The organism is Geobacter sp., from assembly GCA_009684525.1.
GTDB lineage: Bacteria > Desulfobacterota > Desulfuromonadia > Geobacterales > DSM-12255 > Geoanaerobacter.
This window is the reverse complement of the sequence record WKKR01000004.1, coordinates 243,513-259,061: the sequence shown is the minus strand read 5'-3', so window position 1 is coordinate 259,061 and position 15,549 is coordinate 243,513. Positions and strand designations below refer to the sequence as shown.

15 protein-coding genes are annotated in these 15,549 nt (G+C 50.9%); all 15 read left to right on the top strand.

What is annotated here, in order from left to right; all coding sequences use genetic code 11:
- The first annotated feature begins 23 nt into the window (after nucleotides 1–23).
- The 15 genes from pilO (at nucleotide 24) to GJT30_14370 (ending at nucleotide 15,542) form a co-directional block, all read left to right on the top strand.
- Nucleotides 24–629: a type 4a pilus biogenesis protein PilO gene (gene pilO, locus GJT30_14440; GenBank protein ID MSM40810.1), complete on the top strand. Its 606-nt coding sequence runs from the start codon at nucleotides 24–26 to the stop codon at nucleotides 627–629.
- Complete coding sequence (locus tag GJT30_14435; GenBank protein MSM40809.1) at nucleotides 610–1,221, top strand: pilus assembly protein PilP; 612 nt, start codon at nucleotides 610–612, stop codon at nucleotides 1,219–1,221. The genes pilO and GJT30_14435 overlap by 20 nt, the downstream gene beginning before the upstream one ends.
- Entirely contained in the window at nucleotides 1,218–3,998 is a 2,781-nt protein-coding gene (pilQ, locus tag GJT30_14430; protein ID MSM40808.1) for a type IV pilus secretin PilQ, read from the top strand. Before GJT30_14435 ends, pilQ begins: the two co-directional genes overlap by 4 nt.
- Nucleotides 3,999–4,090: 92 nt before the next feature.
- Nucleotides 4,091–5,272: a chorismate synthase gene (gene aroC / locus GJT30_14425; GenBank protein MSM40807.1), complete on the top strand. Its 1,182-nt coding sequence runs from the start codon at nucleotides 4,091–4,093 to the stop codon at nucleotides 5,270–5,272.
- Nucleotides 5,272–5,784 carry an AAA family ATPase gene (locus tag GJT30_14420; GenBank protein MSM40806.1) on the top strand — a complete coding sequence of 171 codons (513 nt, stop codon included), beginning with the start codon at nucleotides 5,272–5,274 and terminating at the stop codon, nucleotides 5,782–5,784. Before aroC ends, GJT30_14420 begins: the two co-directional genes overlap by 1 nt.
- Before the next feature lie 5 nt (nucleotides 5,785–5,789).
- Nucleotides 5,790–6,896, top strand: a complete 1,107-nt coding sequence (locus tag GJT30_14415) for a 3-dehydroquinate synthase (protein ID MSM40805.1) — start codon at nucleotides 5,790–5,792, stop codon at nucleotides 6,894–6,896.
- Between the two features lies 1 nt (nucleotide 6,897).
- Entirely contained in the window at nucleotides 6,898–7,959 is a 1,062-nt protein-coding gene (locus tag GJT30_14410; GenBank protein ID MSM40804.1) for a hypothetical protein, read from the top strand.
- The gene (locus GJT30_14405) at nucleotides 7,938–8,303 is read left to right on the top strand and encodes a roadblock/LC7 domain-containing protein (protein ID MSM40803.1); all 366 of its coding nucleotides are present in this window, start codon (nucleotides 7,938–7,940) and stop codon (nucleotides 8,301–8,303) included. The genes GJT30_14410 and GJT30_14405 overlap by 22 nt, the downstream gene beginning before the upstream one ends.
- A gap of 8 nt (nucleotides 8,304–8,311) precedes the next feature.
- Nucleotides 8,312–8,752, top strand: a complete 441-nt coding sequence (gene aroQ, locus GJT30_14400) for a type II 3-dehydroquinate dehydratase (GenBank protein MSM40802.1) — start codon at nucleotides 8,312–8,314, stop codon at nucleotides 8,750–8,752.
- Between the two features lie 13 nt (nucleotides 8,753–8,765).
- Complete coding sequence (locus GJT30_14395) at nucleotides 8,766–9,833, top strand: M24 family metallopeptidase (protein MSM40801.1); 1,068 nt, start codon at nucleotides 8,766–8,768, stop codon at nucleotides 9,831–9,833.
- A 61-nt stretch (nucleotides 9,834–9,894) separates the two neighbouring features.
- On the top strand, nucleotides 9,895–10,356 hold the full coding sequence (gene accB / locus GJT30_14390; protein ID MSM40800.1) for an acetyl-CoA carboxylase biotin carboxyl carrier protein: 462 nt from the start codon (nucleotides 9,895–9,897) through the stop codon (nucleotides 10,354–10,356).
- Between the two features lie 102 nt (nucleotides 10,357–10,458).
- Nucleotides 10,459–11,799, top strand: a complete 1,341-nt coding sequence (gene accC, locus GJT30_14385; GenBank protein ID MSM40799.1) for an acetyl-CoA carboxylase biotin carboxylase subunit — start codon at nucleotides 10,459–10,461, stop codon at nucleotides 11,797–11,799.
- Nucleotides 11,800–11,803: 4 nt separating this feature from the next.
- The gene (gene gcvH / locus GJT30_14380; GenBank protein ID MSM40798.1) at nucleotides 11,804–12,190 is read left to right on the top strand and encodes a glycine cleavage system protein GcvH; all 387 of its coding nucleotides are present in this window, start codon (nucleotides 11,804–11,806) and stop codon (nucleotides 12,188–12,190) included.
- Nucleotides 12,191–12,304: 114 nt separating this feature from the next.
- Nucleotides 12,305–13,138, top strand: a complete 834-nt coding sequence (locus GJT30_14375) for a futalosine synthase (GenBank protein ID MSM40797.1) — start codon at nucleotides 12,305–12,307, stop codon at nucleotides 13,136–13,138.
- Between the two features lie 16 nt (nucleotides 13,139–13,154).
- Nucleotides 13,155–15,542 carry an EAL domain-containing protein gene (locus GJT30_14370; protein MSM40796.1) on the top strand — a complete coding sequence of 796 codons (2,388 nt, stop codon included), beginning with the start codon at nucleotides 13,155–13,157 and terminating at the stop codon, nucleotides 15,540–15,542.
- The last annotated feature ends 7 nt before the right edge of the window (nucleotides 15,543–15,549 follow it).

The following is a 15,549-nucleotide window of genomic DNA, read 5'->3' as shown; positions in this document are numbered from 1 at the left end:
TAAAAGAGCATCGAGGATATTTCATGGACCCGAGCATTGAAAAGATACTGAAGCTCCCAACGAAACAGAAAGCCATTATCATGTTGCTTGTCGTGCTTCTGATGGGGGTGGGGTTCTTTTTTGGACTTGAACAACCAAAGTTGAAAGATTTACAGGTGCAGCAACAGAGTCTTGAAAAGCTCCGTGTCCAAGTTCAGGAAAGCAAACGAATTGCTGATCAGTTACCTAAGTATCGTATTGAATATGCTCAGTTACAACGTGAGCTTGAAAGTGTTCTTACAGAGCTTCCCAATCAAAAAGAAATCCCTTCACTCCTGACAAGTATAACCACTGTCGGTAAAACAGCAGGACTCGATTTCCTGCTGTTTAAGCCAAAGTCAGAGGTACCCAAAGATTTTTATGCCGCTGTACCGGTAGATATTTCGATATCAGGGACATTTTATGGGATTGCCAATTTTTTTGTCGCTGTTGGTAATTTGCCAAGAATTGTCAATATCAGCAATGTAACCTTCAGTGAGCTAAAATCCGACAAGGATAAGGGCCGTCAATTGATGCGGGTTAACTGTCTGGCAACAACCTACAGATTCCTGGACAAGAAAGAGATTAAGGATGACAAGAAGAAAAAGTAATTGCATCCCAAACATTCTCCTCCTGGTCGTTAGCCTCATTGCAGCTGGGTGTGCGAAGGATGAAAAGGCAAATCCTTCGCCTGCAGTTCAAGCACCGGCAAAATCGGCAACGTCCGCTTCTGCACCTGTTCAGGTGAGGCTCTCATCAACAAGGAACGATGCTGCTGCATCGGCTGTGCAGAAGCAAACATCATCGTTACGACATGTTTTGCCGCCTGAAACAATCCTTGATTTTTCGAAAAAGAAGGACCCATTTAAACCTTTTGTCTCTCAACCTACCATTGCAGTGAAGGCAGTTAATCGTAAATCAGCGGGAGATTCACTCCCTATCCAGAGCTATGATGTCAACAAGTTTCGTTTGGTTGGGATTATTGCTGGTTTGAAAGAAAACCGTGCATTGGTCATAGACCCACTAGGTAAAGGATATGTTGTAAAGGTTGGTATGTCGATTGGTAGCAATAGCGGGAAGATAGTACGCATTACCGCGTCTGCTGTTGATGTCCTTGAGCAGTTTCGCGACGATAATGGCATAACAAGGAAACATACTGTGCGGCTCACTTTGTCGCAAAAAGGTAAGGAGAGTGTCAGATGAAAATGCGTCCGTTCAGTTTGCTGCTGATAAAAGCGTTTACCGTAGTAATGCTTATAACGCTTTGTGGCAACTATGCCTTTGCAGCGGTCGGAGAAAGTGGAGCTGGGAATACAGCTACTGCAACACTGCAGTCCATAATCGTTTCTCCAGATGCTAATCAGGTTGAAATTTCTGCGGACAAAGCACTGACTTACACCTTTTACAAGACAGCTAATCCTGCCCGTGCCGTTATTGATCTTGCACAGACAGAGCCGGGTAATTTGTCGTCTCAGGATGTCAATGCAGGAACAATTAAACGAATTACTATTGCGAAGCATAGTTTTGGAGGGGGTTTTCTCACACGTGTTGAAATTCTTTTGAGTGTTGATGATGAGTTTTCTGTAAACCCGAATCCTATAGATGGCAATAAACTGCTGGTTGTATTTGGATCTCCGAAAACACCGGAAAAAGTAAACGTTGAAGCGAAGCCAACTCTGGCGCCAGAAACATCGAGTGCTCTGGCGACTGTTCCTGAACAGCCGGTTGCTGCCGTCCCCTCATCAACCGATGGAGTTCCCAAGGAACAACCAACCCCAGTTCAGCCTGTAGACGCACGCGAATCTGTAAAGCAAGAGGTGACGACACCTGCAGATGCAGCATCCGAACAACAACATGCAACGCCTGAGGCGGCGAAGACTTCACTTGAGCCATCACCTGTACAAAGGGTCCTCACTGCTGTTGAGTTACAAAAGGATGGGATAGAAATCAAGATTGCTGGAGGTGTCGATACATATAAAAGTTTCACGATTTCAAAGCCAGATCGTTTGATAATTGATATCTGGGGAGCCCGTTCAGCCCTGAAAAGTCAGTCTATTGATATCAATTCCATGGGTATTGCAAAGGCGAGGATCGGCACGACTCCTGAGAAAGCAAGAGTTGTTTTTGATGCTAAAAGGTCGTTACCTCCCTATCAAATTATTAAAGATGAGAACGGCCTTAGAGTTCAGTTTACTCAGAATCAGGATGGTCCAACTCCAATTGTGACGACCAAGGAGGTAGATACAGTCGCCGCGCCCCCCAAATCAGGACACAAAGGCCCTGCAACGATAGGCGCAATCGATTTTGAGGTGAAGGGTGATTCTTCGCTGATTATAGTTTCTATAAACGGAAATTGTTCTCCTGGGAAACCAATAAAAACAGCAAAAGGGTATACTCTTACGTTCAAGAATTGCCAACTCGCGCGAAAGTTGCAGCGGGCAATTGATACGAGCTCTTTTGCTTCAGTGGTCCAAGGAATCACGCCATATCAAATCAAAGGTAAGACAGGGAATGATGCCCGTCTGCTGGTCCGTCTTCGAGCGGAAGCGCCGTTTTCGGTTACTCAGGATGGCGAGCGTGTAATTTGGGAAATTCGAAATACTGATGTTGGTGATGTGAAAAATGTAAAACCTCTTCCGGAACTTTCGTCTTCCTTGCGTAATGGCAAAGAGGATACCGTTCAATCTGAACTTGCGAGTGAAGCTGGTCTGGATATCAAGCAATCGAACAAGGAAAAACAATATACAGCACAATTCACAGAAAAGAAGCACTATACTGGCAAGAAGGTTTCGCTCGAATTTTCTGATGCTGATGTAAGAAAAATATTCCAATTGATTGCTGAGGTAAGTAATTTAAACTTCCTTATTGCTGATGATGTGACCGGAACTATCAGTATCAAACTCGTAAATGTTCCATGGGATCAGGCACTCGACGTGATTCTTGAGTCAAAAGGCCTTGAGATGAAGCGCGAGGGGAATATCATTCAGATAAAGCCGAAAGGGAAATTCAAGTCGATAGAGCAGGAAGAATTGGAAGCTAAAAAGGTCCGTGAAAGGCTGCTGCCACTTACGACCGAGGTATTTGAAGTTAATTTTGCAAGTGTTGCCGATGTAGAGAAGCAGTTTGCTTCAATGAAGAGCGAGAGGGGAACTATTACACGAGATGAAAGAACAAATCGTGTCATCGTAAAGGATGTCCCCTCTGCCATAGACGAGATGCGCTTTCTGTTGAAGAATATTGATATGCCTGAAAAGCAGGTGCTCATAGAGGCACGCATCGTCGAGGCAACAACTACATTTAGTCGAGATCTCGGTGTTCAATGGGCTCTGCATGCAACCGATTCTTCAGCGAATGTCCTTAATGTCACCGAAGCAGATGCAGGTTGGGGAGGAGTTATTAGCTTGGCTCCGCCTACTTCTGGGTTCAATGCTGCTGATAAATACGGTGCGGGAGTGGGACTTTCTTTTGGTAAAATTGGTGCTGGTGTTCAATTGGACATGAGACTGTCTGCTGCAGCAACTGCAGGGCAAGTAAAGATTATCTCCTGTCCCAAAGTCGTGACTCTTAATAATAAGCAGGCCAAGATTTCACAAGGACAGGCGATTTACCTGCCATCAACATCTTCAGAGGGGACCAAGCAGGAAAAAGTCGATGCAACCCTGTCCTTGGAAGTAAAGCCACATATTACTCCAGACGGCAGTATCGTTATGACCATCACTGCAAAAAATGATTCTCCTGGTACTGCACCTGCCGGGGCTACAGCTGCAGTAAACAAAAAAGAAGCCACTACCGAACTGTTGGTTAAAAATGGTGAAACAACCGTAATTGGGGGCATTTACGTCGATAGTGATACAGAGTCGGATTCTGGCGTACCCTTCCTGATGGATATTCCGTTACTCGGCTGGATGTTTAAATCAAACTCAAAGCAAAAAACCAAAACGGAGTTGCTGATATTCATCACCCCCCGTATCGTAAGTTGACAGATTGCATTTTCATCAGTAATGTCTGTGCTTGTAGCAAATGCCAGGGTTCCCCTGGCATTTGTCTATTTAGATTGTCGAGGAGCTGAGTAATGATACGCTACTTAACCGCTGGAGAATCCCACGGGCCTCAACTGACTGCAATTATAGAAGGAATTCCCGCAGGCCTTTTCTTGGGCGAAGATGATATCAACGTAGATCTGGCACGGCGACAGTGTGGGTATGGCCGCGGCGGTAGAATGATGATCGAAAAGGATCGGGTTGAAATCCTTTCTGGCGTTCGATGGGGAAAGACAATCGGATCACCAATTACACTCAGTGTGAAGAATCGTGATTGGGATAACTGGCAGGAGAAGATGTCCCCACACGAGTGCTATCGGGATGAGTCCATAATGGTGACTAGGTCCCGGCCAGGTCATGCTGATCTTGCCGGTGCCATGAAGTATAACCATCATGATGTCCGCAACATCCTTGAGCGTTCGAGTGCGCGCGAGACAGCGATGCGGGTTGCAGTAGGGGCTGTGGCAAAGTCTCTACTGGGCTTTTTTGATATACGGGTCTGTGGGTTTGTCACCGAGTTGGGAGGTGTCTGCGCAGAGCGGCATGGTCTGTCACTGACAGCCATGCTGGGGAATGCATCCCGTTCAGAATTGTTTACCTATGACGCCGAAGCAGAGCAGAAGATGAAAGATGTCATCGATCAGGCCAAGGAGACTGGAGATACGGTCGGTGGAATCATTGAGGTCGTAGTGTCCGGTGTCCCGCCAGGGCTTGGCAGTCATGTGCAGTGGGATCGTAAGCTTGATGCACGTCTTGCGATGGCACTGATGAGCATTCAAGCTATCAAAGGGGTCGAGATAGGATCCGGTTTTGATACAGCCCGTAAGCCTGGCTCTTTGGTTCACGATGAGATTTTTTATGAATCCGCTCGCATTGCTGATGGTGCATCAAGCGGTTTCTACCGGCATACTAACAATGCCGGTGGCATCGAGGGTGGGATCAGCAATGGAGAGGAGATTATTGCACGTGCTGCCATGAAACCGATTCCCACGCTCTACAAGCCGCTGAGATCGGTGGATATCCTCACAAAAAAGCCGTTTGAGGCTACAGTGGAGCGATCTGATACCTGTGCCGTTCCTGCGGCTGCCGTGGTTGCTGAAGCAGTGGTTGCTGGAGAGATTGCCAACGCATTTCTGGAAAAATTCGGTGGGGACTCGCTTGAAGAGATTCAACGGAACTTCAACAGTTACATTGCGTATCTCCGTTCGTTCTGATGATCAGAATATATTTGACAGGATTCATGGGAACCGGCAAAACCACCGTGGGCGAGTTGCTTGCAGAAAATTTGGGTTGCCGGTTTGTCGATCTGGATGCGCTCATCGTTGAAGATGCCGGGAAAAGCATCTCTGATATCTTTGCCACTCTTGGTGAAGAGCGATTTCGTGATATGGAGTCTGCCATGCTGCATGCGCTTGATCAAACTGCGGCGTTGGTTGTAGCGACAGGTGGGGGGATCATACTTCGAGAGACGAACCGTTGCTTTATGCGCGATACGGGATATGTCATTAATCTTGCGGCTTCTCTTGAGACCATTGACGCACGGCTCACCGGGGACACAAGCCGTCCTCTGCTACGGGGAGATAGTCGTCATCAGCGCCTGAGGGCGCTCTTTATGCAACGGCAACATCTTTACGATGAATGTGATTTCAAGCTAGAAACTACCGGTAAGGCTCCTATGGAAATTGTGTCGATAATTTTACTGTGGCTAAAAAACAGGGGTGAATAGTTGCTATGGTAAATCCAGAATGTGTTGAAACTAATACCTTGATTGTTGCTTTGCAGGATAGAAGTTACAAGATAGAAATTGGAATCGGAAACCTTAAGGATTTGGGAACGGCCTGCACCCTCCTGGGGTTGGGCAAGAAGATGGCCATTATAACCAACCCCACCGTCGGTGGGTTTTATCTGAGTGAGGTTTCATCATCTCTGCGGACTGCTGGTTTTGATGTTTACAGCATAGAGGTGCCTGATGGGGAAAAATATAAGAATATCGACACACTAGCCAGTATATACGATGGGCTTGTTTCTTCTGGCATGGACCGTGGAGGGTGTATTGTGGCTCTCGGTGGTGGCGTGATTGGCGATATGGCAGGTTTTGCAGCTGCATCATTCCTGAGGGGAATCCCTTTCATTCAAGTACCTACTACCTTGCTGGCCCAGGTAGATAGTAGTGTTGGAGGCAAGACCGGCATCAATTTGGCCCATGGGAAAAATCTTGTCGGCGCATTTTATCAGCCGGCTCTGGTGATGATAGATGTTGCTACCCTTTCAACCCTTGCAGAACGGGAATTTCTGGGAGGGTTGGCAGAAATTGTCAAATACGGGGTAGTTTTGGACAGGGAGCTCTTTCTGTTTCTGGAAGAGCATGTGGAGCCGATCCTTCGACGTGATCAGTCAGTGTTGACGAAGCTGATAAGCCGTTGTTGCAGCATCAAGGCAGATGTGGTTGCTCGAGACGAGCGTGAGTCAGATATCCGTGCAGTTCTTAACTATGGCCATACGCTTGGGCATGCAGTGGAAACGTTGACCGGCTACCAGCAATATACTCATGGTGAAGCAGTGGCGATTGGAATGGTCGCTGCCGCGTCTTTTTCGGAGCTGTGTGGATTTGCATCGCAGGACGACACAGTCAGGATCAGAAATCTGATCCAGCGTCTCGATTTACCATCAGTACTGCCGGTCTTTACTGCTGCAGAATATATGTCTGCCCTGTTTCGGGATAAAAAGGTTCGAGATGGTGGCATTACATTCGTCTGTAATCGTGGTATAGGTGATTTCAGTTTCACAAAAGTAGTTGACCTTCACCCACTCCTGACCTCGTGTGGCATAGGAGAATGAGATGGAAAAGGATACGACATCTTTCTGGACCGAAATCAAGAAGTATGAAGATTCACTGGCCAAAGACCCGGCATCATACTGTTTCGCTCCACTTGCCGAACTCTACCGCCGCATCGGACTCGTTGATGATGCCATAGCCGTTGCACAAAAAGGGACAGGGTTGCACCCCGATTATGTGGGTGGGCATCTTGCTCTGGGCAGGGCGTATTTCGAAAAAGCGATGATCGCAGAGTCTCGTTCCGAACTTGAATATGTAGTCAAGTTTACGCCGGATAACCTTCTGGCACAAAAGCTGTTGAGCCAGGTCTATATAGAGTTGGGACAGACAACTCTCGCGCAGAGGGCTCTTGAGTCACTGCTCGAGGCAAACCCCGCGGACTCTGAGAGCAGAATTACCCTTGAATCACTGCAGAGCTCGTCTGCTTCAGAAGCGGGATATGATCGTGAAACTCCAGAAAAGATTTCCGACGGATGGCAATCGGGTAATGCAGACTACCGTATCGAGGTTGTATCGGCTGTTGAAGCTGAGGATGACGCCGAACTGGAATTGATCGAGGAGTTGTATGAAGAAGTTCCCGATGATGAGTTGACGGAAGTTTACGCTTCGACTGTCGATGAGCCTGCTGCGGAACATGCCGATTTCCAGGAAGGATCTTCCTCTGACCAGAACGAAGAGACGGTTCGCGAGGTACCGTTCAAAACGGCGACCATGGCCGAACTCTACGTTTCTCAAGGGCATCTGCAAGAGGCAATAAACATCTATTCTGAATTAACTGCTGAAGAGCCAATGAATGGCGGCTATGCGGCTCGGCTCTCTTTCCTGCAGGGAACTCTGGAGCCAGAAGCTGATGCTTCTTCGATACATGCAATTGGCAGCATGCACGATTCCTGTGAAAGCGTGACTGTACAAGCTGCTTCAGATGTTATCGTTGCTTGGGATCTGCCCGGTGCTGCTTCGGGAGAGACAGGTGCTGCTCCGGAAGAAGATGCAGCCATTGCAGGGCTGGAGGAATGGCTCGAAACAATCAGGAGGGTTCGGCAATGTCGTTCAGGGAGAGCTTAGAGAGCATAGTGGCGCAGATAGATGGCGCTATCGGAGCCGTGATCATGGGCTACGACGGGATAGCCATTGACGAGTATATCCGCGCCAATGAAGCACTAGATGTTCAGCTTCTGGCCGTTGAGTATGCCACGCTTCTCAAGGAAATCAAACGCACCGTTGACGTCCTGCAAACTGGCGCCATGGAGGAAGTATCCATCAGCACCGGGGAGGTCCGTATTGCCATTCGTGCCATCAGTGAGGAATTTTTTATTGTCCTGCTGCTGCAGGCAGACGGTAACTTTGGCAAGGGGCGCTACCTGCTCAGGCTCCATGCACCTCTATTGCGCGACGAGTTGCATCAGTGAGGCATCAGATGAAGATACTTGTTCTCCACGGCCCTAATCTCAACCTGCTGGGGACCCGGGAACCCGAACTGTACGGCCGCGAGACCCTGGCGGATGTGAACGCAGAATTACAGGTTCTTGCCGGTGAATTGGGCATGGAACTGACGACTTTTCAGTCAAATGCCGAGGGTTCCCTGGTCGATGCCATTCAAGATGCGAGGGGCGTTTTTGACGGAATCCTCATAAACCCTGCTGCCTATACGCATACCAGCATTGCCATTCGTGATGCGATTTCTGCCGTGCAGCTTCCGGTTGTTGAGGTGCATCTCTCCAACATCCATGCACGGGAAGAATTCCGCCGACACAGCTACGTGGCTCCGATTGCTGTCGGCCAAATCTCCGGGTTTGGTGTAAACAGTTATCTGTTGGGGCTTCGCGCCATTTTTAGCCATATTAAAAAGGGATTGTAATCGACTGATGATTGTGCTACAAGACAGAAACTTTTTCGCCAGGGAATGTCTGCAGCGTCATGCCCTTGATGTGCTGCTGGTGACAAGTCTCCCCAACATCCGTTATCTTGCGGGATTCACAGGCAGTGACGGAGTGCTTCTGGTTACGCCACGTGGCGGTTGGTTCCTGACTGATTCCCGGTATACAACCCAGGCTCAGAGTGAAGTCAATGGCTATGACGTGGTTGAATACCGCAACAAGCTGGACTCTATCGCCGAATTGGTGAGTGCGGCAGGCTGTCGAACCGTCGGTTTTGAGTCGACACAGGTGAGTGTTGCGCTTCGCGATGAGCTTGCCGGGAAACTTCCCGGCCTGGAACTGTTTCCGCTCAAGGACGATGTTGACAGCTTTCGCACGATCAAGGATGCCGCTGAGATTGCCCTTCTGGATACCTGTGCCGGTATCGCCTCACAGGCGCTGTGCGGTATTCTTGGACTCATACGACCGGGTGCCATAGAGCGGGACCTGTCGCTTGAACTGGAGATTGCCATGAAGCGAGGGGGGGCCGATGACAAGGCCTTCGATTTCATCGTGGCATCCGGCGAGCGGGGTGCACTTCCCCATGGCAGGGCAAGCGACCGGGCAATCCGGGCTGGTGAACTGGTCACCTTCGACTTCGGCGCACGTCTCAACGGCTACAATTCCGACGAGACGGTTACCGTAGCAGTGGGGGAGCCTGACAAGCGGTTGCGTACCATCTACGGAGTCGTCAAGGAGGCTCACGACCGGGCCATTGCAGCGGTGAAGCCGGGAGTCGCCCTTAAGGATCTGGATACGATAGCACGTTCGTTCATTGACGAGCAGGGTTACGGAAGTTACTTCGGGCATGGACTCGGGCATGGGGTTGGCCTGGAGGTCCATGAAAAGCCGGTTGTGTCGTTCAGAAGTGATGCTGTTGCGGAAGAAGGTATGGTCTTTACCATCGAGCCGGGGATATACATCCCCGGATTGGGTGGCGTGAGGCTGGAAGACACCGTGGTGGTGGAATCATCGGGTTGCCGATTACTTACCAAGGTTTCCAAGGAACTGCGGGTGTTGTAACCCGCGGATTTTCGTGTATATGCCAGGGGGATCATCCCTGACGTCTGAAAAGGAGAGAAAGATGGATATCAAAGATATTAAGACGTTGATAAAGATGGTAACCGAGACGGATATCACCGAGTTCGAGATGGAAAACCCCGAGGAGCGGATCAGGATCAAACGTGGGAGCGACACGGAAGTCGTGCATGTGCAGGCTCCCCAAGTCATGGCAGCTCCTCAGGCCGCTCCTGTGGCCGCTGTACCGCAAGTAGCGCCAATCGCCGCTGCCGCGCCTGTTGAAAAGGGGGATCCAATCACTTCCCCCATCGTCGGGACCTTCTACCGGGCACCTGCTCCCGATGCCCCCCCCTATGTGGAAGTCGGCCAGGTCGTGGAGAAGGGGCAGATCCTCTGCATCGTCGAAGCCATGAAATTGATGAACGAGATAGAGGCGGAATATCGCTGCAAGATCGTCAAGATTTGCAAGGAAAACGCTCAACCTGTCGAGTTCGGTGACAACCTCTTTCTTGTTGAGCGGGCCTAATACAGCCATAGAGCGCAGGAGAACGGATGGATAGAGAAGACAGATTATGCTTCTTCCATCGGTTCCCTGCGTTTTTTGCGCTCTGTTTCCAGGAGAAGACATATGTTCCATAAAGTACTCATTGCCAACCGTGGCGAGATCGCCTTGCGAGTCATCCGTGCCTGCCGTGAACTCGGCATTAAGACAGTTGCCGTCTATTCAACTGCGGACCGCGAATCTCTCCATGTCAGGCTTGCCGATGAGAGTGTCTGCATCGGCCCCCCTCCGAGTCTGCAAAGCTATCTCAACATCAATGCCATCATCAGTGCGGCAGAACTGACCGATGCCGAGGCGATCCATCCCGGCTACGGCTTCCTTTCTGAAAATGCCGCTTTTGCGGAGATCTGCGAGAATTGCGGCATCACCTTCATCGGGCCGACAGCAGAAAGCATGCGCATAATGGGGGACAAGATCAGTGCCCGCCAGGCTGTGATCAAGGAAGGGGTTCCCATCCTTCCCGGGACCAAGGAAGGGGTTCACGATGTCAATGAGGCGGTCAGGATTGCCAAGGAGATCGGTTTCCCGGTAATTATCAAGGCGACGGCAGGTGGCGGCGGCAGAGGGATGAAGATTGTCCATTCCCCGGCAACCCTTCCCAACGCCTTTGCCACTGCCCGCGCAGAGGCTCAGTCCGGATTCGGCAATCCTGAAGTCTATATCGAGAAATACTGCGAACGGCCTCGCCATGTGGAGATCCAGATCCTTGGCGATAAGCATGGCAACGTCATCCATCTTGGCGAGCGTGACTGTTCCATCCAGCGTCGCCACCAGAAACTCATCGAAGAGGCCCCCTCCGCCATAAGTACCCCCGAACTCCGCAAGACAATGGGGGAGGCTGCGGTTCGCGCTGCCAAGGCCGTGGGATACAACAGTGCAGGCACCATGGAATTCCTGGTGGACCAGGCGAACAATTTCTATTTCATGGAGATGAACACTCGTGTCCAGGTTGAGCATCCGGTCACCGAAATGGTTACCGGTGTCGATATCGTTCGTGAGCAGATCAGGTCGGCAGCAGGGCTCAAACTGCGCTATAAGCAGAGCGATATCAAGATCAACGGCCATTCCATAGAATGCCGCATTAATGCCGAGGATCCGGTCAAGTTCACGCCATGCCCCGGCAGGATTACCGGTTATCATCCTCCCGGAGGGCTGGGGGTTCGAGTCGATTCCTTTGTCTATGACAACTATTCGGTCGTACCGCATTACGATTCACTGATTGCAAAACTGATCGTCCATGCCGAAAATCGGCAGGATGCCATCCGCAGAATGGCCAGAGCTCTTGACGAATACATCATCGATGGTATAAAAACGACCATACCTTTTCACAAGCGGATAATGGCCAACAAGGATTTCATCGAAGGAAACATCGATACCAGTTTCCTTGAGCGTATTGTTTTGGAGTAATGTGATGGACTTCCCCGAAGAACTGAAATACAGCAAGGAACATCTCTGGGTCCGTATCGAAGGCAACAAGGCAGTCATCGGTATTACGGATTATGCACAGCACGAACTCGGAGGTATCACAGCGGTTGAACTTCCCGATGCCGGCTTTGAGCTCGAACAGGATGATTCGTTCGGCTCGATCGAAGCCCGCAAGACCGTTGCCGATCTGTATGCTCCTGTCAGCGGTCTGGTCCTGGCCTCGAACGAGGAGGTGCAGGATGCACCGGAGCTTGTCAATGACGACCCCTATGACGGCGGCTGGTTGGTTGAGGTGGAGCTCAACGACAAAGACGAGCTGAACCTGCTGATGAATGTTGAGGACTATCAGGATTACGTTGCCGAGAGTGAATGACACGACAGATTCATGGCCAATGAACAAGGCGAGCTTCCCTCGCCTTGTTTTTTTTCGGGGTCATGATATCTCTCGTGCCGTAACTGCAGTAAGAACCAGCAAGGCAGGGTACCGATGACCGTCAGGATTGGACAGATCGAGTATGCCAACTGTGTTCCGTTGTTCATGGCCTTCCGGGAATTGTGTCCGGATGCTCAATACAGCTATATCAGCGGTGTTCCTGCTGTTCTGAATGGCCTTCTCGCCCAGGGCGAGATAGATCTTTGCCCTTCATCCTCCATCGTCTACGGTAACGACCCCAACAGGTACTGGCTACTCCCCGATCTCTCCATCAGCGCCGTAGGGGAGGTGCAGAGTGTGCTCCTTTTTTCGAGAAAACCTCTCCAGGAACTGAACGGTGCCCGCATCGGGCTTACCAACGAGTCTGATACCTCGGTGGCGCTTCTCAAGATCATCCTCAACCGGTTTCATGGTTTTGCAAACGAGTACCAGCGTACCGGGTTACCGCTGACCGAGGCATTTTCCTTCTTTGATGCGCTGCTTCTGATCGGTGACATGGCGCTGAAGGAGAGTCTTGCCGGTGCGCACTGTCATGTCTACGATCTCGGAGCCATCTGGCAGCAGCAGACCGGTTTTCCCTTTGTCTTTGCTCTCTGGATTGTCAACCGGGCCGCGGTTGCCGGCAAACACGCAGAGGTGGCTCTTCTACTGCAGTCCCTCCTGAAGGCCAAAGAGCTATCGAAGCTGCGCCTTGAGCGCTATGCTGCAGAAGCGACGGGACTCGACTGGATGAGCGCGCAGCAGCGAGCAGCTTATTGGCGCATCATCTCATATGACCTGGATGAGCAGCAGCTTGCAGGGCTTTCCCTGTTTTACCGCCATGCCGCTGAACTCGGTATCATAGCAGAAGCACCGGAACTCTCATTTTTTTCGATTTACAGTCCCTGAGAGGATCGACTGTCGCATGACGAGCAGTGGTCAGAAAGAGCGCATAACATGGCATGATGCCTTGACCCACCGTTTCAGCGGCCAGCGCAACGGACGATCTTCCGTGGCCCTTACCGAAGATGCGGTCCGCAACTCCCTGGTTGCCCGGGTGCGCTGGTTGCTTCTATTTTTCATCGGCGGATATATCCTCTCCGCAGGGAGTGTGTTCCTGTTCAGCAGGTACGGCTTCTTTCTGTCGACAGAACAGAAAACGGTTCTCCTTCTCAGCGTCCTGTCAGTCATTTGCTACAATGCCCTCTACCAGTTCCGGTACGAAAAGCTCCGTTCCTTCCGGTTTGCCAATCATATCCAGATCCTTCTCGATATCCTTTTCGTGACTGCCATTATCCATGTCAGCGGTGGGGTGTCCAGTTGGTTCTGGGCCGTCTATCTGGTCGTGACCATTGAGGCGGCCTTTCTGCTCGACAAAAAGTCAGATGTCTGGTTTGTCGGTGCCTTTGGCGCCATTTTGTATGGCGCACTCCTGACCCTGGATTATGTCGGTGTCTTGAGGCACGTCCAGATGCCTTTTGTGGTAGAAGGGCTGCATAACGATTTCCTCTACATTGCGCTTCGCTGGCTCTGGGTGACGATCCTTAACGGAGTGAGCGCGGGAGTGACTACCTTTCTTATGGGGGTGATCAGGACCGAGTCGCGTCTGTTGAAGGAGAGCGAGGAACGACTGTTCAATTTCATTGATACGGCCAACGATCTGATTTTCAGCACGACCCCTGAGGGGAAGTTCATCTATGCAAACCGGGCCAGTCACCAGGCCCTTGCCTGCGGCAGTGATGAGCTGAATGCAAAAACAGTCAATGAACTGATTCACCCTGCCGGCAGGAAATCCTATGTCACTGGGATGGAACACGCCCTGAAATATGGCCGTTCCGAGATCATCGAAACAGCCGTCTTTTCCAGTGACGGCAGCAACGTGCCCCTTGAGGGAAGTCTTACCTGCAGCTACCATGATGGCCGACCCGCAGCTGTCTGGTGGATCTGCCGTGACATCACCGATAGAAAGCTCGCCCAGCAACAACTGTATCATCTGGCACATTACGACACGCTGACCGGGCTGCCCAACAGGATGCTGCTGTATGACCGTCTCAGGCAGGCCCGTGCCCATGCCCATCGGGAAGGGCTTTCCATGGCGATTCTGTTTCTCGACCTTGACCGGTTCAAGATCATAAACGATACCCTTGGCCATCCCGTCGGAGACAAGCTGCTCCAGTCAGTTGCCCGGCGGCTCTCGTCATGTGTCCGCGAGGTTGACACGGCAGCCCGCATTGGTGGTGACGAATTTCTCATCATACTGGTAAACATGCGCGATACAGGGGACGCCGAAAGGGTTGCAGTGAAGATTCTTGCAACGCTTGCAACCCCGCATATCATCGAAGAGCATGAACTGTTCGTCACTACCAGTATCGGTATCAGTGTCTATCCGTCCGATGACGAGGACCTGGACAATCTGATCAAGAAGGCCGATATCGCCATGTATGCTGCCAAGTCGGCAGGGAGCAACACCTATCAATTTTATGATGCGGCCATGGACGAAAACGCCCACAAGCGTTTCGTGCTGGAAAACAGCCTGCGAAAGGCCGTGGAGAACAAGGAGTTCCTTGTCTACTACCAGCCAAAGGTGGATATCCTCAGTGGAGAGATCACCGCCTTTGAAGCCCTGCTGCGGTGGGAGCATCCCGACCTGGGCTTGTTGTCTCCAGCGGAATTTATCCCGCTTGCCGAGGAAACCGGTCTGATCATTCCGATTGGGGAGTGGGTGCTTAAGGAGGCCTGTGCACAGAATGCCGCCTGGCAGCAGCAGGGGTTGAGGCAGATGGTCGTTGCCGTGAACCTGTCCGGATACCAGCTCCAGCAGCGGAATTTCATCGAGGTCGTTGCCGAGGCACTTGCCGAAACAGGCCTCTCTGCGAAACACCTGGAATTTGAGATCACTGAGACCGTGATCATGCAGAATCCCGATTTCACCATTGCGGTTCTCAATCAGTTGCGCGACATGGGGGTCCATATCTCCATCGACGATTTCGGCACCGGCTATTCATCCCTTTCCCACCTCAAGCGTTTTTCGGTCAATACGCTCAAGATAGACAAGACCTTTGTCCGCGAGGTAGAATCCAATTCCACCGACGCCGCCATTGCTACGGCCATCATTGCCATGGGAAACAGCCTGAACCTCCGGGTGATCGCCGAAGGGGTAGAAACCAAGGGGCAGTTCGATTTTCTGAAGGGTAAGCTCTGTGACGAGATGCAGGGCTATTATTTCAGCCGGCCCATGCCTCCGGAGAAGGTGCTGGAATTCATGCAGGGGAAGACCGTCAAGGGAGCCGACAGGGAAGTATTGCCGGAGTGATACTGTT